Below are 18,339 nucleotides of genomic sequence, written 5' to 3'. Positions count from 1 at the left end.
CAACCATGACACGCATTCTCGACGACAGCACCCCGATCCGCGCTGATGTGCCGCTCAGCCTGCACCCGGACAGCCTTCTGGGCATCGGGCAGGCGCTCGATGCCGAAGGCACCTTGGGCACGTCCGTTCTCGCCGCTGCGCGCGAGGCGCTGCGGAGCGGGTATGACCTGTTCGGCCGGATGAACGACGCCGAGCTCCACTTGCAGGCAATCGCCGATCCGGCCCGCCGTCGCCAGCAGGCCGCCGAACGCGGCGGCCGCACTGAATTCAGCGACAACGTGCGTATGCGGAATGGCAGGCCCACCCGCGTTGTGGACGCTGACGAATTCATCAACGCTGCCGAGAAGGCCTTCGACCGTGTTGCGCCGACCATCGACCGCCGGGTGACGGAGTTGAACGGCTACCGCGACACCCTGGCATCCCGCGTGGCGGCGGCGCTCGATCACCCGGCGCGCAAGACGCCCGAAGGTCTTGCCCTCGCGGCCGAAGTGCGGGCGCATATCAAGGCACTGAAGAAGCCGGACGAGCGGACCCGGTTCGTGGCGCAAGCCGTCGATGCGGGCGACGTGCCCACCGTCGCGGCTGTGCTCCATGCCCAGCCGTTCCTCTCTGGGCTTGAACCTGCCGCCCACGCGATGCTCCGGGCCCGTGCCGCCGCCAAATTCGCCCCGGTGGACAACGCCCAGCTTGAGGCGACCGAGGCGGCAATCAGCCATGTCTGTTCCTCCACGAGCGCCCTGGTGAAGCGGATGGGGGATATTGCCGCTCTGCGGAACGCACCGGCCGCGAAAGCCGCCAAGAGCCTCAAGGCACTGGAAGGAGTGGGCCGGTGAGCGATCCCATTTCGCGCCTTCTGGCCGATGCCTGGGTGGAGAAATACAGCACCCCACCCAAGGAGGAGACGGCGACCGAGTGGCTTGACCGCACCAAGGACGATCCCCGCTGCAAGGCGCTCTACCGAGCGCTGGATGATCTGGCGGAGGGGCGCGAGCCGCGCCAGTCGGACCTCGATGCGTTCAACGGCGATCCATACCTGAACCTGCAATACTACGACGCCCGCGACGAGGCGGTGGCGCGGTACGGCGACCATCTTGTCTGGCAGACCGACGAACCCGATCCCGACGATGACGGTGAGGCCGAATGAGGCTCCCTGGCATTGTCGCGGCGGATGAAGCCGGAACAGGCGTCAAGCATGTCAAGCCGAAGGTGCAGATCCGCCCATGCCTCACCTGCCGCGAGCCCTTCACGAGCGAGGGGCCCGGCAATCGCATGTGCAAGGATTGTCGGAACCGGAATGTCAGCCCTTACGCATTGTAAAGGTGATAACTCTTGGATCGGTCAGTCAATGCGCTCGACGGCCGCGATCTCCTGAATGCCGCGATGGGTTCGGATTGTCTGACCTGCCGCCAAGACATTTGGCCGAAAAGTTGTGAAGCGACGCCATTCCGGCGGGTATTCGCGGGTCCGAATATAACCTGGCTTGGATGTCTCGCTCGGCGGATAATTCTCCACTTCGACGGACCCGTTTTCGGGCATCTCGATGGTGCTGCCGTCAGCGAGAGTGATCCTTACCATGCTCATTGCTCCTCTGGGTAATGCAGGCCAGAAAGCAGGTCCGAATAATCATCTGGAACGTTGAGAATGAGCCCGGCGAGATTGCCCTCGTGGTGAAGATCGCAGGCCGCGACAACATCCACGATGGCGTCTGCCACGTCGCAGCTATCCCAAGCGTGTTCGTTCACCAATGCGCTAAGCGCGAGGATAGCGTCGTTTACTTGGGAACGCCGCGCCTCCGCTGCGGCAGACCTGCGCCTAGCCTGAAAATCAACAATAACGCCCATAGCTTGATCCTGCTAATAATCGGGCCAACGGTAAGTCCACCTGGCGGCGCACGTCTACAGGTTTTAACTAGTCGAATTCCTGCAATCGGGACCAAGAGGGGCGGCGAAATTGGCGAAGATGCCGGACTGGATACGCGAGAAGTTGGAGCGCCATGTGAAAACATTGCCGCCAGTGCCTCCCGCCGACCGCATATTTCGCTCGGCACGTGACTATCATGCGAGCGCTCTGCGATGCTTCGAACTTCGGGAAGAGGATGGACGATGCCACTTCCTGCCCTGGCAAGGCCTCGTGCTCCATGCCTTCGCTAGCGAGCTCTATTTGAAGGCGCTGTATGCCATTGAGCAACAGACGGCCCCGAAGCGCGGCCACGAGTTGAATATTTTGTTCGAGCGACTGGACGCCGCAACGCAGGAAAAGATCACCCAGCGCTACCACGCCCGATACGAGGGTGGCGTACTCTCCGACGACTTGGTTACGTTCGCGCGAGTGTTCCAAGACTGGCGCTATTCATACGAGTTTTCCGGCGCGCATGAAATGGATCAAACGGGCGTCGCGCACTTGGCATCCGCATTGTATGAGACTTGTGCAGAGTTGCGGCCCGACCTGATCCTGCCTGGTCAAGTGCATGACCGGCTCGTTGCGGCGGCACAGGGAATACCCATCATAAATTAGGTGCGCGTGATTTCTCTTCGCAAATCGCCAACCTCAACTGATGCGAGTTTCCTCCGCACCCCAATGGTAGCCCCGGTGGCAACGAGCTGCAGTGGTCACTCCTTGAATATGTCGGCCTTCAATAACTTATAGATCGCCATATCTGGGGTTACTAGCGGCGCAAGGGTTGCCCGCATGAAGGCCTTTGCGTTGTTGCCCACCGAGTTGAGCGACAACACGCTCTTGGCGGCGTTATATATCAGGCCCGAGGCCGATTTGATGTCATCGGCGGGCTTTCCCTGTTCGGTAATCTTCTGAATAGCTTTCTCTTTTTCCGCAAGGAGCGCACCAGTGAGGTCAGCCTTTCCTACGCTATCGCACAAGGCTCCCAGAACCTCGTCATCGTAGAGGTAGCATTCAATATTACGCCGCGACAGCACTCTGATTCCTTGCTTTTCGCGGTCAGCAACATCCTCCGGGCTATGGTCATCTCTGTCGATAAGCCTAGTAATCTCAGCCCCCGACACCAATGCCTTCATAGCCTCCATCAGCGCCAATCTGTCAGCTTCCACCTGATTTGAGCTCCCGGCGGATATAAACTTCACGTCCGGGTATTCGTGCTCGAAAATTCGGTCGTAGCAGGCTGCATCTAAGGCAGCATTGGGCCCGTTATTCGCTCCCAACGGCGCGCCTTCGCAGATCACTATACGCGCCGGGGCGACCAAAGCCGCTAAATCATCAAAAGCGACGTGAAGAACCCGTTGCCAGAATGCTCGGCTAGGAACCTCAGGCTCCAATATAGTAGGCTGGTCAAAATCCTTGTCGCCAAAATCTAAGAAGATCACTTCGCCAGGGTGTTGGGCTGCAATATCCCGTGCGCGGCGCATCATCCCGATAGAGTGCGTAGCGAGCCACAACTGGCAATTATCGGGCACAAGTCGGAATAGCTCTTCAAGCAGCGCACCTTGGAGGCGCGTGTTCATGTGCGCTTCCGGTTCGTCTATGCAATAGACTGTATTGTCATAGGTCTTTCGCTTTACGATCAAATCCAATATCAGGTCGAAAGATGCCTTTTCGCCCCCGGACAAGTTTTGATACGAAAAACTCTTGGCAGTTCCCTTGTCGAAGAAGAATGTCCCGTCTTCTAGAGGGTCACCAAAATCATTGAGAACAAGGTCCGGGAACAGGCGTCTCATCGCGTCTTGGATTTCTCCAATGGCTTTCTTCCGAAACTCCCCGATCGTTGTGCTAGGGTCTTCGTCGGTGAACGCTGCTTTGAAGCTCTGCGACGCTAGCCGCTGGTAATTGATACTGACCGTAGCGTCATTTTCGCTGAACCGATTAAACCGGGTTTCCTGCAAGGGCGACCCCATTCGGGACAAACTGCTTACCTGAAACGAGGGATCATTGCGATAGGCTGATCGTACATACACCGCTTTGCGGCGCTCATCGGGATCGGTGGGTTCTGCGCCGTGGAATTCGACCGTAATGGCCTGTTGCCAATTCTGGCGGCTGCCAACGCGCCGTACGCGCTCGGCTTCGGAGACACCTTCTTCTTCCAGCTCTTCTATCTGCTTTTCGTAATACAACGGGTCCCAGTTGTGCCCCAGCTGGCTCCAATTGACCCGGTACCAAGAGTATAGCCCTTCGAAGAAAGAAGACTTCCCGCTCCCATTGGGGCCCGCGACGATTACCAGCTTGGCCGTCTCTGGCAGATTCTCAATCTTGAGATCGGTAAAGCGCTTGAACCGCTTGTAGTGAACCCCCTTTACACGCACTCGCTTGCCCCCCGGCCTGATGATGGTGACCCCGGCGTGATTCGAACACGCGACATTCGGTTTAGAAGACCGATGCTCTATCCAGCTGAGCTACGGGGCCCCAATACGGTTCGCTACACGGTTCGCTGGAACACCGGCAACGGCTAACCTACACTACTCCCATCCCTTTCGCGGCCCAGACCCTCCGCTTAGAAGGCGAATGCTCTATCCAGCTGAGCTACGGGGCCGTCGGCGCGTTCGATAGCGGGGCTTCGCCCAGCTTGCAATCATGGGCGGCATTGCATTTGCGCGTCGGCCCGATATGCAGGGGCGCATGAGCGATGCGGGGGTCAGGAAAATCGATGCCTATGCGCTGGGCGGGCGGCCCTTGCGCTATTTCGATTTCTGCATGGCGGGCTTCGTCGCGATCCTGCTGCTGTCCAACCTGATCGGCGCGGCGAAGCTCTCGACGCTGGGCGGCTTCACCTTTGGCGCCGGCATCCTCTTCTTTCCTTTGGGCTATGTGCTGGGCGACGTGCTCACCGAAGTCTATGGCTATGCGCGGGCGCGGCGTTGCGTCTGGGCCGGTTTTGGCGCGATGCTGTTCATGGCGCTGATGAGCTGGGTGGTGGTGAAGCTGCCCCCGGCGGAGGGCTGGCCGGACCAGAAGGCCTATGAGGCGGTGTTCGGCAGCACATGGCGCATCGTCTTCGCCTCCGTCGCCGCCTTCTGGGCGGGGGAGTTCGCCAACAGCTTCGTCCTCGCCAAGATGAAGCTGCTGACGCAGGGCCGGCATTTATGGATGCGCACCATCGGTTCCACCGTGGTGGGGCAGGGGGTGGACAGCCTGCTTTTCTATCCGCTCGCCTTCTACGGCGACTGGACCAGCGCGCAGGTGGCGACGGTGATGGTCACCAACTGGCTGATGAAGGTCACCTGGGAAGCGGTGCTGACGCCCGTCACCTATGTGGTGGTTGGCCGCCTCAAGCGCGCCGAGGGGCTGGACGTGTTCGACGAGGGCACGAATTTCACGCCGTTCCGGACGAGCCTTTAACCCAGCACTCCCGCCCGCGCGCGCGTTTCACGCGTTGCGATAATGCGCGCTCACGAAATACAGCCCGTCCGGCGGCGCGTTCAGCCCCAGGGCCGCCCGATCCTTCGCATCCCGCGCCGCTTCCAGATCGCCGACGGACCAGCGCCCCATGCCCACCATGACGAGGCATCCCACCATCGACCGCACCTGATGGTGCAGGAAGGACCGCGCCTCCGCATGGATGGCCAGGCGGTCGCCCGCACGCTCCACGTCCAGCCGGTCGAGCGTCTTCACCGGGCTTTCCGCCTGGCAATGGACCGAGCGGAAGGTCGTGAAGTCGTGCCGACCGACCAGCAGTTGCGCGGCCCGCTGCATCGCCTCCGCATCCAGCGGCTGGATCACCCGCCAGGCCAGTCCGCTTTCCCAGGTCAGCGGGGCGCGGCGGTTGACGATGCGATAGACATAGGAGCGGCCGGTGCAGGAGAAGCGCGCATGCCAGTCGTCCGGCGCGGTCTCGCAAGCGAGGATCGCGACCGGCGCCGGCCGAAGGCGCGCATTCAGCGCCTCCATCAGGCGGAACGGGATCATGTCCTTCGCAATGTCGGCATGGGCGCGCATGCCAAGGCCGTGGACGCCGGCATCGGTGCGGCCCGCCGCATGCACGGCGACCCGTTCGCCGGTGACGGAGAAGATGGCGTCCTCCATCGCCTGCTGCACGCTCGGCCCATGGGCCTGCCGCTGCCAGCCCATGAAGGGGCGGCCATCGAATTCGACGGTGAAGGCGAAACGGGCCATGGGTTCAGGCGTCGACCCGGCTGCCCGCCGGCATCTCATAGCCGCGCAGCAATTCGCCCGCCGACATGGCGCCCTTGCCGGCGCGCTGGATCAGCGTCGGGCGGATGCTGCCATGGCCGCAGCCGATCAGCAGGCTGCTGTCGAGCAATTCGCCCGCCGGGCCTTCATCCCCCTCGACATGGGCGGCAAGGATGCGGAAGCGCTCGCCGCGATATTCGAAGAAGGCGCCGGGCACCGGGTTGAAGGCGCGCACCTGCCGTTCGACCTGATGCGCGTCGCGGCCGAAATCGATCCGCGATTCCGCCTTTTCGATCTTGGAGGCGTAGGTGACGCCTTCCTCCGGCTGGGCGACGGGGGGATGGAGGGCGATGTCGTCCAGCACCTCGACCATCAGTTCCGCGCCCGCATCGGCCAGTTCCCGCGTCAATGCCCCGGCGGTCTTGTCCTCTATGGGCGTCACATGCTTGGCGCGCATCGGGCCGGTGTCCAGCCCTGCCTCCATGTCCATGATGGTGACGCCCGTGACATTGTCGCCGGCGAGGATGGCGCGCTGGATCGGCGCAGCGCCGCGCCAGCGGGGCAGGAGGGAGGCGTGGATGTTCATGCAGCCCAGGCGCGGCGCATCCAGGATCGGGCGGGGCAGGATCAGCCCATAGGCGGCGACCACCGCGACATCGGCGTTCAGCGCGGCGAAGGCGGCCTGCACGTCCGCATCCTTCAGCGAAACCGGCGTGCGCACCTCTATGCCCATCTCTTCCGCCTTCGCATGCACGGGGGAGGGGCGCAGCGCCTTGCCGCGTCCGGCGGGGCGAGGCGGCTGGCTGTAGGCGGCGACGATCCCATGCCCCGCCTTGGCCAGCGCGACCAGGGCCGGAACGGCGAAATCGGGGGTTCCCATATAGACGATACGCATGGCGGGCCTTTTGTTGGGTCTCGGCGCCGGCCCGCTCCCCCACCCGGCCACCCAAATGATATTGCCGTTGGGTGGCCGGGTGGGGGAGCGGGCCCGCGCCGCCTCCGAAAAGCGCTGAGAGGCGCATTTTCAAAGACGCACCTCAAACCCCTTGTGTACACGACTTGCAAGCCCTTATTCCGGTTCCATGGCTTCTCCAGAGATCGAAGCGCTGACGCAGGCGCTCTCCCGCCTGCCCGGCCTTGGCCCGCGTTCGGCGCGGCGCGCCGTGCTGCACCTGCTCAAGAAGCGGGAATCCGCGCTGGAGCCGCTGCTGCGCGCCCTGGACGCGGTGAACGAGCGGCTGGTGACGTGCAGCCTGTGCGGCAATGTCGACACCGTCGATCCCTGCGGCATCTGCGCCGATCCGCGCCGGGATGCGCGGGCGCTCTGCGTCGTGGAGGATGTGGCGGACCTCTGGGCGCTCGACAAGTCGCGGCTGTTTCCGGGCCGCTTCCATGTGCTGGGCGGCCGGCTGTCGGCGCTGGAGGGCGTGCGGCCGGAGGATCTGTCCATCGATGCGCTGGTGGCGCGGGTGGAGGCGGGCGGCATCGACGAGGTGGTGCTGGCGATGAACGCGACGCTGGAGGGACAGACCACCGCCCATTATCTGGCCGAACGGCTGGAGCGCTTTCCCGTGCGCCTGACGCAACTGGCGCATGGCGTGCCCGTGGGCGGCGAACTGGACTATCTGGACGAGGGCACGTTGGCGCAGGCGCTTCGGGCGCGGCGGCCGCTGGGGTGACTGTGGCGGTCGCTTGAAATTTTCCGGCCGCCCGATTATTTTGACGCCATGGCCATTCTTCCCATCCTGGAGGCGCCCGATCCGCGCCTGCGCACCATCTCGTCTCCGGTGGAGGCGATCGATGACGATTTGCAGCGCCTGATCGACGACATGTTCGAAACCATGTACGACGCGCCGGGCATCGGTCTGGCCGCGATCCAGGTGGGCGTGCCCAAGCGGGTGCTGGTGATCGACCTGCAGGAACCCGAATCCGATGAGGAAGGCGCGCCGCCGGTCAAGAAGCCGATGGTGTTCATCAATCCGGAAATCCTGGATGGGTCGGAGGATCTGTCGGTCTATAATGAAGGCTGCCTGTCCGTCCCCGACCAGTTCGCGGAAGTGGAGCGGCCAGCGAGCATCCGGGCAAGCTGGATGGACAGGGACGGACGCATCCATGAGGAGCGGCTGGAAGGGCTGCTGGCCACCTGTCTCCAGCATGAGATGGACCATCTGCAGGGCGTGCTGTTCATCGACCATCTGTCCCGGTTGAAGCGGGACATGCTGATGAAGAAGCTGACCAAGGCGCGCAAGGCGGCCTGAACCGGGCGACAGAGATGAAAAGAAATGCCCCGGCCGTCGCCGGGGCATTTCTTTTTTGGGCCGGAGGCTGAGGGCGAGCGCGGCCAGCTTCCGGCCTGGCCGCCGGGAATCGCCGCTGATGTCGTGCTGGCCCACCCCCTGAACCCCTGCCGTCTGCGGGAGGGGGGATGGCTGGATTCATCCAAAAGGGGTCATTCGATCAGTGCGCGGGCGTCCATGTCTGGGTCTTGCAGAACATCATGATGCAGCCCTGCACCTTCAACGTGCCGTCGCCGTTGCGGCTGACCTTGCTGTTATAGGTCTTGCCGCTTTCGGGGTCGTAGATCGACCCTTTCCACAGATCGCCCGCATCGGCAAAGCCGGTGAGCAGCGCCAGCCCGGTGAGCGGCTTGCCGCGCTGGGCCGGATCGGGGTTCTTGATGTCGGTCGGGGGGCGGCCGGGGGTGGGCTTCACGATCTTCTCTATCCGCCCGCAGAGCGTCTTGCCGCAAGGGGCGATCTGGACGATGGCCTTGCCGTCGACCGTGGCCCAGCGGCCGGTGATGGGCTGCGCGGCCTGCGCGGGCAGGGCGGCGAGCAGGGGCGGGATGAGCAGCGCGGCGCGGGCGGCGATGCGGGTGAAGGCGACCATGGACCTCTCCGGATTTGCGTCTTTGCAAAAGGGGATAGGGCAGGATCGGCCGCTTCGCCAAGGCGGAAAATCAGCGGCCTTAAGGGGCGCAGCAAGGGACGCTACGGCAGCGCCCCTTGCTGCGTCCTCCAGAATTTAGAAGGCCTGGCTGATCGAGCAGGCGGCCGGACCCAGAATGACGACGAACAGGGTCGGCAGGATGAAGAGAATCAGCGGCACGGTCATGATCGCGGGCAGGCGCGCGGCCTTTTCCTCGGCGCGCATCATGCGTTCGTGGCGGAACTCGGCGGACAGGACGCGCAGGGCCGAAGCCAGCGGCGTGCCGTATTTTTCCGTCTGGATCATGGTCGTGACCACGCCCTTGATCGCGTCCAGCTTGACGCGGGTGGCCAGATTCTCGAACGCCATGCGCCGCTCGGTAAGGAAGCTGAGTTCGATGGCGGTCAGGTGGAATTCGTCGCCCAGTTCCGGATAGGCCTTGCCGAGTTCGCGGGCGACGCGGCTGAAGGCGGCGTCGACGGTCAACCCGGCCTCCGCGCAGATCACCAGCAGGTCGAGCGCGTCGGGCAGCCCCTTGCGGATCGCGGCGGAACGCTTCTGAATCTTGTTGTCGATGAAGATGTCGGGCGCCTTGTAGGAGAGCAGCAGCGCGCCGGCGAACGCCATGAAGCGCTTGGCGCCGCCCCATTCCGGGTAGATGCCCACGGCATAGAGCAGCAGCGCCGCCATGCCGCCGATGACGATGGGCAGGATCAGCCGGCCGAAGATCACCGCGACCGCCCAGTCCTTCGAACGGATGCCCGCCTGCGCCAGCTTGATCTGCGCTTCCTTGAGCTGATCGTCCTGCAGAACCTTCAGGTTGGAAAGAAACGACCGCATCTGGTCGGTCGCCTGGTTCTTCTTCACCAGCTTGGCGCGGCGGCGGGCGGTGGAGGCGGTGATGCCCGCCTTCAACTGCTCGCGCCGTTCGTTCAGCGCCTTGACGCGCTTGGCCATCGGATCGCGCACGGTCATGACCGCATAGAGGGCGAACAGCGTCGCAAGCGTCGCCAGGGCGGCGAGCAGCGTGCCGAAATCCGTGGCGGTCAGGCCGAAAAGGGTGCCGGCGGGGACGGGTGTGCTTTCCATCTTGTCGGCTTCCTCAAATCTCGAAGTTGATCATCTGCGCCATGATGAAGGCGCCGATGCTCATCCAGCACATGCCGCCTATGCCGATCACCTGCATGGTCGAAAGGCCGAACAACCCCGCCGGATCGGGCGTGAAGAAGGGCGACATGTAATCATAGTTGATGTAGCAGATCAGGCCGAAGACCGTGAACGGCAGCACGCCGATGATATAGGCCGACGCCTTGGATTCGGAGGACATGGCGCGGATCTTGAGCTTCATCTGGGCGCGCTGGCGCAGCACGGTGGCAAGGTTGGACAGGGTTTCCGCCAGGTTGCCGCCGGTTTCCCGCTGGATCGCCAGGCTGATCACGAAGAACTGGAATTCGGGCGTGCCCAGCCGGTCGGCGGTTTCCTGCAACGCCTGGTCCATGGTCTTGCCGATCTTGATGCGTTCGGTGATCAGCTTGAATTCCTCCCCCACCGGACCGGGAACCTCGTTCGACACGACGTTCAGCGTCTCTGCGATGGGAAGGCCGGAGCGCAGGCCGCGGGTCAGCAGTTCCAGCGCGTCGGGGAATTTGGCGTTGAACTTCAGCACGCGGCCCTTGATCAGACGGCTGACCCACATATGCGGCAGGCCCAGGCCCGCGGCCAGGCCCAGCATCACCGCGAACAGCGGCGGGAATCCGCGCAGCATCAGCAGTGCGCACAGAACCAAGAATATGACCGCGCAGGCCGTCATATACTGGCTGACCGTCCATTTCTTGCCGGTCATGCGGATGCGCTTGGCAAGGTTTTCCGGGTTGGGCACCAGGGACACCAGCATCGACGCTTCATTGCCGGCGGGGCGGTTCGAAATCGCCTTGCGCATGCGCGCTTCCAATATGGCGTCGGTGGAATCGCTGTGCCGGCCGCGGATCAGTTCCATGCGGCGCTTCTGCGCCTTTTCGGGCGACGGGCCGCTGAAGGCCATGACGACCAGGCCCAGCATGGTTGCGAGCAGCACCGCCATCAGGATGATATTGCCGTTCATGTGCCTGCCCGTTCCCCGTCCGGTTCCATCAAAGCGGACGCGCCGCCCTCAGGCGGCACGCCCCGTCCTGTTCAGGCCGAAGCCTTGTCCTTGCGGCGCGAAGGGATCATGCTCTTGAGATCGCTGATCTTGCCCAGCAGGGAATCGCCCTTCTTCGACGCGGTCGGGCGACCTTCATCGGCCTCCGCATCCTCCGCCGCGCCCACCACCGCATCCATCAGGGTGTTGCAGGCGGCGCCGACCTTGCTGCCCTTGGCCGTTTCCGCCAGAGTCTTGCCCAGTTTCGCCGCCTGCGAAGCGACCTTGAGGTCGAAGGGGATCAGCACGTCGACCTTGCGCTCGATCGACTGTTCGAAATCCTTGCGGCTGATTTCCGGGGCGCCGGGGTGGACGCGATTGGCGACCACCAGCACGCGCGATTGCGGGGCATTGGTCTTGAGCCAGGACAGGATGCGGATCGAATCCCGCGCCGCCGCCAGGGTCAGTTCGGTGACCACGACGGTGACGTTCACGTCGCTCATCAGGTGCGGATGCTGGATCAGCATGGCGCGCGGCAGGTCGATGACGCTGCATTCGAAGGCGGCGCGGAACTCCTCCAGCAACTGGTAGAAGGCGCCGCCGTCGGTCAGCAACGGCTGGCTGATCGGCGCTTCGGCCGACAATATGGCCAGCGTGTCGCTTGCGCGCACCATGGCGCGTTCGATGAACAGCCCGTCGATGCGGCTGGGATTTTCGATGGCGTCGGTCAGGCCGCGGCCCGGCTCCAGGTCCATCGCCAGCGCATTGGTGCCGAAATGGACGTCCAGGTCCAGCAGGGCGGTCGGGCGCTTCTGCTTGTCGCTGAGCAGCCAGGCGAGCGAAGTGGCGATGCTGGACGCGCCCACGCCGCCGCGCGTGCCGATCACCGCCGCCGTCATATGCGGACGTTCCGGCCCCGCGTCGCGGGGCGCGAAGAACACCGCCTGCGCCTGGGCCAGCGCATCGCGCAACTGGTCGGCGCCGAAGGGTTTGAGCAGATAGTCCTGGATGCCGCTGGCCAGCAGGTCGCGATAGAGGCGCACGTCATTGACCTGGCCCGCCGCGATGACGACGGTGCCGGGTTCGCACACTTCGGCCAGGCTGTTGATGTCATTCAGCGGATCGCCGCTTTCCGACATGTCGATGAACAGGATCTGGGGCGAGGCGGTGATCGACAGGGACTGCACGGCGTTGCGCATGCCGCCCTTGTTCACCTTTTCCGGCGCCCAGCCCATTTCCGCCGCGACGACGCGCAGCAGGTCGAAACTGTGATCGTCGCAGACGAAGGCATGGAAGGGGTCACGCTGGCCGGATGCGCCGGGTTTCCAGGGTGCGTTCATGTCAATTGCCTCCCGACAGGGTCTTAAGGTCGCCGGAGCCGGTCGGCGCCTTTTCGCGATAGGTCGAAATCGCCCGGTTGGACGTGGCGGTGCGCAGGTCGCTGTCGGTGGTCTGGCCGCGCACCAGATCCTCCGGATTGGCGATCATCGCCGCCAGATTGCCGTTCACGCCGCAGCCGAAATTGGTCGACGTGCCCAATTGCTGGTCGGTTTCCGGCTTGTCGGACCAGTCGGGGCAGCCCGGCACGCTGGCGGTGGCGCGGCGCACGATCAGGCGCACGGCCCCCTGCGGCGCGGCGCCGGCGACGGCGGTGCCGTCTTCGCCCACCAGCATGCCGTGGCGCGCCACCACATCGGCTATGCCTTCGCGCAGCGCCGGGCTGTAATAGCCCGCGTCCGTCGCGATGGCGACCTGGTCGCCATAGCCAAGCCCGATGGAAACGAACCAGTCGTCCAGCCGGCGGGCCTCCGATGCGGTGAGGCCGCCATCGGCGCCTGCCTGCACGTCGTAGGTGAAGGCAGCGTTGCTGACGACCGGCTGATGGACCGACTGCACGCCGCGATTGGCGGCCTGGTCGGTCTGGCAGGCGGAGAGCGGCAACGCCATCAGGGCGAGGGTGCCGAGGCGGACGCCAAAGAGCAAGAGGGTCTTGCGAGACTGGAAAGTCATGTCTTTCGTCCTTCGGATCAGAAGCTGAAGCCCGGCGCGGCGTCCTTCGAACGCTTGCCGATGTCACGGGAGGCGACGGGCGGCAGAGCGGCCGATGCCTGCGGGCCGGGCGTGGGCGCCGGGGCGCCGGGCGCGCGGCTCGGCATGGGCGCGCGCGCGCCGCTGATGCCGTCATGGCCCTGTTGCAGGAACAGGCCCTGGCCCTCATTGGCGTTGCGGAAGCCGTCGGTCGGCAGGCGCACGTCGGATGCGTTCATCGGCTTCACCAGATAGGGCGTGACGACGATGACCAGTTCCGTCTCATGACGCTGGAAGTTGCGCGACTTGAACAGGCTGCCCAGGATCGGCAGGTTGCCGATGCCCGGAACCTTGCTGATGCTGTTCGCGGTGTCGTTGTTGAGCAGGCCGGCGATCATGAAGGCCTGGCCCGAACCCAGTTCCACCGTGGTTTCGGCCGTGCGGCTCCTGAGCGCGGGCACGCTGGAGTCGACGGAGAAGTCGAGGCTCGACACCGTCGGGCGGACGCGCAGCGAAATGCGGCCATCGGCCAGCACGGTCGGGGTGAAGGCCAGTTGCACGCCATATTGCTTGAATTCGATGCTGTTGCCCTGCGTGCCGTTGCTGACAGTATAGGGATATTCGCCGCCCGCCAGGAAGCTGGCGGTTTCGCCGGACAGCGAGGTCAGGTTGGGCTGGGCGAGGGTGGTGGCAAGGCCGCTCGATTCCGCCAGGTCCAGCACCGCGCCGATGTCGAGGCCCAGCACGCGTGCCACGCCGCCAAGGCTGTAGCCGCCATCCGCTGTGAAGTTGAACGTTCCCCCGCCGCCGCTGTTGAAGGTGATGGCGTCTCGGGTGCCGCCGCCGATGCCGCCGGCCCATTTGCCGCCGGTCAGATCCTGCGATTTCCAGTTCATGCCGATCTTGTGCCCGACATCGCGGGACACTTCGGCAATCTTGACCTGCAGGTTGACCTGAAGCGGCGTCGCGGTGCGCAGGCGGCTGACCACGGTCACTTCCTTGCCGACGAAGGCCTGGGTCAGCCTTTCGGCCTCCGCCGCGTCTTCCGGCGCGGCGATGGTGCCGGTCAGCAGGACCATGCCGTTCATCTTGTTGACCGCGATGTCCGCGTTCGGCATCGCCAGCTTCAGCATGTCGTCGATGCTGGTCAGGTTGTTGCCGACGCGCACCGTGCCGGAAAACAGCACCTTGCCGTTGGTCGCCGTCGCGAAGACGGTGGTTTCCCCGGCCTTCTTCGCGATCAGGTAAAGCTGGTTCTGCGACCGGACATGAACGTCGACCACGTCCGGATCGCCGATCACCACGTCCGACATCTTGGCGGGCAGGTTGATGACCTTGCTGCCGCCCACGGAGAGCAGGATCGCATTGTCCTGCATGGAGGCGGGCGCGGCGTTGAGCGCGCTCGTCGGAGCGGCAGCCACGGCGACCGCCAGGCCGAGCGCGATGGCCGGGCCGAGCAGCGGCTTGGCCGCCGCTGTGTGAACTGTAAACCCCTTCATCTTACTTCCCCCCGACCGGAACGACGGTCACACTGGTTCCGCGGGCGACGCGGATCACCGGCCCCTGGCCGGCGATGGCTCCGCCGACCGGCACGCCCATGGCCGGGCCGCCAGCGCCCATGCTCTGCAAGGGCTTGGCTGGGACGCTGCTGCGCTGATAGCGCGAGACGTCGGCGCCGGTGGAATAGGTGCTGCCCTTGTCGACCGGACGCGCGGCGATGCTGGCCAGCAGCTTCTTTTCCGCGCTGGGATTGCTGCCGTCGGGCAGGTCCACGTCGCTGCCGGCGATGGCGGCGTCCAGTTCGGAACTGTTGTCCGCCAGAGAGCGCAGCGAGAGCGAGAGCGAGCCGATGGTCTGCGCCACCGCGATCTTCTCCGCGATCTTGGGCGTCACTTCGATGGTGACGTTGGAATAGGTCTGGACGACCGGCTTGCCGTCATCGCCCAGCGCGTCCATGCGCTGGTCGGTGGCGAGCACGCGCAGGTTGCGCAGGATGGTTTCGGAAACCTTGAGCGGTTCGCCCTCGCCGCCGCCGCTGACGCTCTGCGTCAGCACCAGGTCGACGCGGTCGCCCGGAAAGACGAAGCCCGCGACGCTGTTCTGCGCCGACACCGGCACGGTCACGGCGCGCATGCCCGGCCCCAGTGCGGCGGCCAGGAAGCCGCGCTCACCCGGCTTGATCACCGAACCCAGCGTCATCGGCTGGCCGGCGGAAATGGCGGTTCGGATGACGCTGCCCACCAGCTTCTGCGGATCGGCCTGGCCCTTGATATAATAGGCCTGCTCGACCAGATCCTTGGGCCAGGGCTGGAAGCGGAAGCTCTCCGCGTCCAAAATGGTGCCCACCGGCAGGGCCTTGGTCGCGACCAGCACATGGGGCTGGTCAGCCTCGACCGGCATGGACGACGCGCCCGCCGGGGGAGCGCTCGACGAACTCAGCATGTTGCGTGCAAGCAAGGCTGTAGTGACCGCTATGATCAGCGCCCCCACCAGCAGCACGATCTTCTTGGCATCCATGATGAAATTCGCCTCCCTCAATCGGACGAGTTGCGCCCGAGCCCCGTTTATTCACGCAAATTGGTTAATATATCGTTCGCCAAGCAGCCAAAGCGCCGCGAACGAGATGGCTATGCCATAGGGGATTTGCGGCTGGCCCAGCCGCCGAGTCATGCGATGGTGCACGACGGTCACGATGGTGACGATGCCCCCCAGCACCGCCATCAGCATCAGCATCGACAGGGTCGCCTGCCAGGGGAACCAGAGCGCGAGCGCGCCCAGCAGCTTCACGTCGCCGCCGCCCATGCAGCCGAGCGCGAACAGGACGGCGAACGCCATGAACACGATCAGCCCCGCCAGCAACTGCACCGCCATGCCCGGCCAGAGCGGCAGGCCGCAGGCCAGCCACCAGAGCGGCGCCAGCCCGGCCACCGTCAGGTTCAGCCGGTTGGAGATGATGCGAGACCGCAGATCTGTGACGGACGCCACGATCAGCAGCAATGCCAGGGCGCCGATCAGCGCCATTCGGAAAATATCCCCCATCATGGGTTCGAAACTATAGACCGCATGGCTTACCAAAGCGTAACCATGCGGCGCATGGATTCGCCCCGCTTCGTTCCCGCCCCCTTCGACCGGCGCGCCTGGCCGATGGACGGGCGGCTCGATTACTGGACCGCGCCCGACGGCTGGGGCCTGCGCCGCTACCGGCTGGGCGAGGGCGGTCGCGGCAGGATGCTGGTGCTGGGCGGACGCGGCGACATGATCGAGAAATATCTTGAGGTCATCCGCCACTGGGCTGACCGGGGATGGGCGGTCACCGGCTTCGACTGGCGCGGTCAGGGCGGATCGGGCCGCACGACCGCCGATCCGCTGTGCGGGCATATCGACGATTTCGGGCAATGGATCGCCGACCTGGATGCCTTCGCCGCCGATTGGCGCGGTCAGGGGGAGGGGCCGAGCGCCATCGTCGCGCACAGCATGGGCGGCCACCTGCTGCTGCGCGCGCTGGCGGAGGGGATGGCGCCGCCCGACGCGGCCGTGACCGTCGCGCCGATGATGGGCCTGCGCACCGCGCCGCTGCCCCGCTGGCTGGCGGTGGCCATTGCCGAAGCGATGTGCGCGCTGGGCTTTGCCGAAAAACAGGCCTGGACGCAGAAGGAGGAGTCGGAACGGCAGCGCCGCATGCGGCAGAAGCGGCTGACCCACGATCCCGAACGCTATGCCGATGAACTGTGGTGGCGCGACCATGGGCGGGAGGTGGCGCTGGGGCCGCCTAGCTGGAAATGGGTGGCGCAGGCGCTGCATTCGACCCGCGCGCTGGAAAAGGGAGAGGCGATCGAGCGGATCGCGGTGCCCTTGCTCATACTCGCGGCGCGGACGGACCGGCTGGTCTCCACGCCCGCCATCGAGCGGATCGCGGCGCGGATCGTCGGCGCGCGGCTGCATGTCTACGGGCGCGAGGCGGCGCATGAGATATTGCGGGAGCTGGACCCGGTGCGGCTGGACGCGCTGGCGCGCATCGACCGCTTCCTGGATGAGGTCGCCCCGAACCGGATCGGCGCGGGATGAACCGGCACGACATCGTGATCGTGGGCGGCGGGATCGCCGGGGCGAGCCTTGGCGCGGTGCTGGCGGACCGTGCCAGCGTGCTGATGCTGGAGATGGAGCCGAGCGCCGGCTATCACGCGACGGGGCGGGCAGTCTCCTTCTGGGAGGAGACTTATGGCGGGCTGGCCGTCCAGCCGCTGACCACGGCGTCGGGTCCGATGCTGGCCGCGCCCGATCCGGACTTTTGCGAAAGCCCCTTTCTGACGCCGCGCCGGACGCTGCATGTCGGGCGGGCGGGAGACGCGGCGGCGCGCGACCGCCTGCTGGAGCAGTTCGGCGCCAAGGTGGACCTGGTTCCGGTCGATCCCGCCGCGCTGGTCCCCGGACTAAGGCCGGAATGGTCGCTGGGCGTTCTGGAGCCGGGGGTGTGCGACATCGACGTGGCGGCGCTGCATCAGGCCTGGTTGCGGCGGTTCCGGCGCCTGGGCGGCGAGGTGCGGCTGGCCACGGCGTTGCGGCGCGCCGAAGCGCGGGACGGCGGTTGGCGGATCGAAACCGATGCGGGCGCGATCGATTGCGGCGTGATCGTCGACGCGGCGGGGGCATGGGCCGACGATGTGGCCAGGGCCTGCGGCGTGGCGCCCATCGGCATTGCGCCGCTGCGCAGGACAGTGGTGCAATTGCGCGTGCCGGCCATGCCCTCGGCCGATCTGCCGCTGGTCATGGACCTTGGATCGCAATTCTATTTCAAGCCGGAAGGGGAGGGCCGCGTCTGGCTGACCCCGCATGACGAGGAACCATCGCCCCCCTGCGACGCCGCGCCGGAGGAAATGGCGGTGGCGGAAGCGATTGCCCGCTTCGAGGCGGTGGTCGACTGGCCGGTCGAGGCGGTGGAGCGCAAATGGGCCGGGCTGCGCAGCTTCTCCCGCGACCGCGCGCCGGTCTATGGCTTCGATCCGGCGGCGCGGGGATTTTTCTGGTTCGCCGGGCAGGGCGGGTTCGGCATCCAGACCTCGCCCGCGGCGGCTCTGCTGGGCGCTGCCCTTCTCAGGGGAGAGGCTTTGCCGCCGCAGATCGCGGGGATCGATCCGGCGCCTTATTCTCCGGCGCGGTTCCGTTAAGTT

21 protein-coding genes and 1 tRNA gene are annotated in these 18,339 nt (G+C 65.2%); 8 read left to right on the top strand and 14 right to left on the bottom strand.

Annotated features, from left to right (window positions below; all coding sequences use genetic code 11):
- The first annotated feature begins 5 nt into the window (after positions 1 to 5).
- Both L286_RS30515 and L286_RS30510 read left to right on the top strand, forming a co-directional pair.
- Positions 6 to 833, top strand: coding sequence for a hypothetical protein (locus L286_RS30515; RefSeq protein ID WP_020817859.1), 828 nt, complete (start codon positions 6 to 8; stop codon positions 831 to 833).
- On the top strand, positions 830 to 1,144 hold the full coding sequence (locus tag L286_RS30510; RefSeq protein WP_020817860.1) for a hypothetical protein: 315 nt from the start codon (positions 830 to 832) through the stop codon (positions 1,142 to 1,144). Before L286_RS30515 ends, L286_RS30510 begins: the two co-directional genes overlap by 4 nt.
- 194 nt (positions 1,145 to 1,338) lie before the next feature.
- Here L286_RS30510 and L286_RS30505 read toward each other — a convergent pair whose 3' ends face one another.
- Both L286_RS30505 and L286_RS30500 read right to left on the bottom strand, forming a co-directional pair.
- Positions 1,339 to 1,575: a hypothetical protein gene (locus L286_RS30505; RefSeq protein WP_029986650.1), complete on the bottom strand. Its 237-nt coding sequence runs from the start codon at positions 1,573 to 1,575 to the stop codon at positions 1,339 to 1,341.
- Between the two features lie 2 nt (positions 1,576 to 1,577).
- Complete coding sequence (locus tag L286_RS30500; RefSeq protein ID WP_020817863.1) at positions 1,578 to 1,841, bottom strand: hypothetical protein; 264 nt, start codon at positions 1,839 to 1,841, stop codon at positions 1,578 to 1,580.
- 109 nt (positions 1,842 to 1,950) lie between these two features.
- On the opposite strand from L286_RS30500, the gene L286_RS30495 reads away from it, so the two are divergent.
- Complete coding sequence (locus L286_RS30495; protein WP_020817864.1) at positions 1,951 to 2,514, top strand: hypothetical protein; 564 nt, start codon at positions 1,951 to 1,953, stop codon at positions 2,512 to 2,514.
- 95 nt (positions 2,515 to 2,609) lie between these two features.
- On the opposite strand, the gene L286_RS0124335 is transcribed toward L286_RS30495, so the two are convergent.
- Both L286_RS0124335 and L286_RS30490 read right to left on the bottom strand, forming a co-directional pair.
- Positions 2,610 to 4,271, bottom strand: coding sequence for an AAA family ATPase (locus L286_RS0124335; protein ID WP_020817865.1), 1,662 nt, complete (start codon positions 4,269 to 4,271; stop codon positions 2,610 to 2,612).
- A gap of 23 nt (positions 4,272 to 4,294) precedes the next feature.
- A tRNA-Arg gene (locus L286_RS30490) sits at positions 4,295 to 4,371 on the bottom strand.
- 213 nt (positions 4,372 to 4,584) lie between these two features.
- Between L286_RS30490 and L286_RS30480 the strand changes: the two genes are divergently transcribed.
- On the top strand, positions 4,585 to 5,304 hold the full coding sequence (locus tag L286_RS30480) for a queuosine precursor transporter (protein WP_007684241.1): 720 nt from the start codon (positions 4,585 to 4,587) through the stop codon (positions 5,302 to 5,304).
- 27 nt (positions 5,305 to 5,331) lie between these two features.
- On the opposite strand, the gene truA is transcribed toward L286_RS30480, so the two are convergent.
- Together truA and fmt are read right to left on the bottom strand one after the other, a co-directional pair.
- Positions 5,332 to 6,078, bottom strand: a complete 747-nt coding sequence (truA, locus tag L286_RS30475) for a tRNA pseudouridine(38-40) synthase TruA (RefSeq protein WP_020817867.1) — start codon at positions 6,076 to 6,078, stop codon at positions 5,332 to 5,334.
- A 4-nt stretch (positions 6,079 to 6,082) separates the two neighbouring features.
- Complete coding sequence (gene fmt / locus L286_RS30470) at positions 6,083 to 6,991, bottom strand: methionyl-tRNA formyltransferase (protein WP_020817868.1); 909 nt, start codon at positions 6,989 to 6,991, stop codon at positions 6,083 to 6,085.
- A 187-nt stretch (positions 6,992 to 7,178) separates the two neighbouring features.
- On the opposite strand from fmt, the gene recR reads away from it, so the two are divergent.
- Both recR and def read left to right on the top strand, forming a co-directional pair.
- Positions 7,179 to 7,775: a recombination mediator RecR gene (gene recR / locus L286_RS30465; protein ID WP_020817869.1), complete on the top strand. Its 597-nt coding sequence runs from the start codon at positions 7,179 to 7,181 to the stop codon at positions 7,773 to 7,775.
- 48 nt (positions 7,776 to 7,823) lie between these two features.
- Entirely contained in the window at positions 7,824 to 8,354 is a 531-nt protein-coding gene (gene def / locus L286_RS30460) for a peptide deformylase (RefSeq protein WP_007684250.1), read from the top strand.
- 199 nt (positions 8,355 to 8,553) lie between these two features.
- On the opposite strand, the gene L286_RS30455 is transcribed toward def, so the two are convergent.
- The 8 genes from L286_RS30455 to L286_RS30420 form a co-directional block, all read right to left on the bottom strand.
- Complete coding sequence (locus L286_RS30455) at positions 8,554 to 8,985, bottom strand: DUF2147 domain-containing protein (protein WP_020817870.1); 432 nt, start codon at positions 8,983 to 8,985, stop codon at positions 8,554 to 8,556.
- Between the two features lie 135 nt (positions 8,986 to 9,120).
- Entirely contained in the window at positions 9,121 to 10,113 is a 993-nt protein-coding gene (locus tag L286_RS30450) for a type II secretion system F family protein (protein WP_007684254.1), read from the bottom strand.
- Between the two features lie 13 nt (positions 10,114 to 10,126).
- Complete coding sequence (locus L286_RS30445) at positions 10,127 to 11,125, bottom strand: type II secretion system F family protein (protein WP_020817871.1); 999 nt, start codon at positions 11,123 to 11,125, stop codon at positions 10,127 to 10,129.
- 71 nt (positions 11,126 to 11,196) lie between these two features.
- Positions 11,197 to 12,483 (bottom strand): pilus assembly protein CpaE, encoded by a 1,287-nt coding sequence (locus L286_RS30440; RefSeq protein WP_007684258.1) that lies wholly within the window; start codon positions 12,481 to 12,483, stop codon positions 11,197 to 11,199.
- Between the two features lies 1 nt (position 12,484).
- Entirely contained in the window at positions 12,485 to 13,153 is a 669-nt protein-coding gene (locus L286_RS30435; RefSeq protein ID WP_020817872.1) for a CpaD family pilus assembly protein, read from the bottom strand.
- Between the two features lie 17 nt (positions 13,154 to 13,170).
- Positions 13,171 to 14,670, bottom strand: coding sequence for a type II and III secretion system protein family protein (locus L286_RS30430; RefSeq protein ID WP_020817873.1), 1,500 nt, complete (start codon positions 14,668 to 14,670; stop codon positions 13,171 to 13,173).
- Between the two features lies 1 nt (position 14,671).
- Positions 14,672 to 15,688, bottom strand: a complete 1,017-nt coding sequence (cpaB, locus tag L286_RS30425) for a Flp pilus assembly protein CpaB (RefSeq protein ID WP_013040657.1) — start codon at positions 15,686 to 15,688, stop codon at positions 14,672 to 14,674.
- A gap of 51 nt (positions 15,689 to 15,739) precedes the next feature.
- On the bottom strand, positions 15,740 to 16,213 hold the full coding sequence (locus L286_RS30420; protein WP_013040656.1) for an A24 family peptidase: 474 nt from the start codon (positions 16,211 to 16,213) through the stop codon (positions 15,740 to 15,742).
- A 42-nt stretch (positions 16,214 to 16,255) separates the two neighbouring features.
- On the opposite strand from L286_RS30420, the gene L286_RS30415 reads away from it, so the two are divergent.
- Entirely contained in the window at positions 16,256 to 17,236 is a 981-nt protein-coding gene (locus L286_RS30415; protein ID WP_020817875.1) for an alpha/beta hydrolase, read from the top strand.
- The gene (locus L286_RS30410) at positions 17,233 to 18,336 is read left to right on the top strand and encodes an NAD(P)/FAD-dependent oxidoreductase (RefSeq protein ID WP_020817876.1); all 1,104 of its coding nucleotides are present in this window, start codon (positions 17,233 to 17,235) and stop codon (positions 18,334 to 18,336) included. Before L286_RS30415 ends, L286_RS30410 begins: the two co-directional genes overlap by 4 nt.
- The last annotated feature ends 3 nt before the right edge of the window (positions 18,337 to 18,339 follow it).

The sequence above is a fragment of the Sphingobium sp. HDIP04 genome (assembly GCF_000445085.1).
Taxonomy (GTDB): domain Bacteria; phylum Pseudomonadota; class Alphaproteobacteria; order Sphingomonadales; family Sphingomonadaceae; genus Sphingobium; species Sphingobium indicum.
This window is presented reverse-complemented; position numbering and strand designations above follow the sequence as displayed.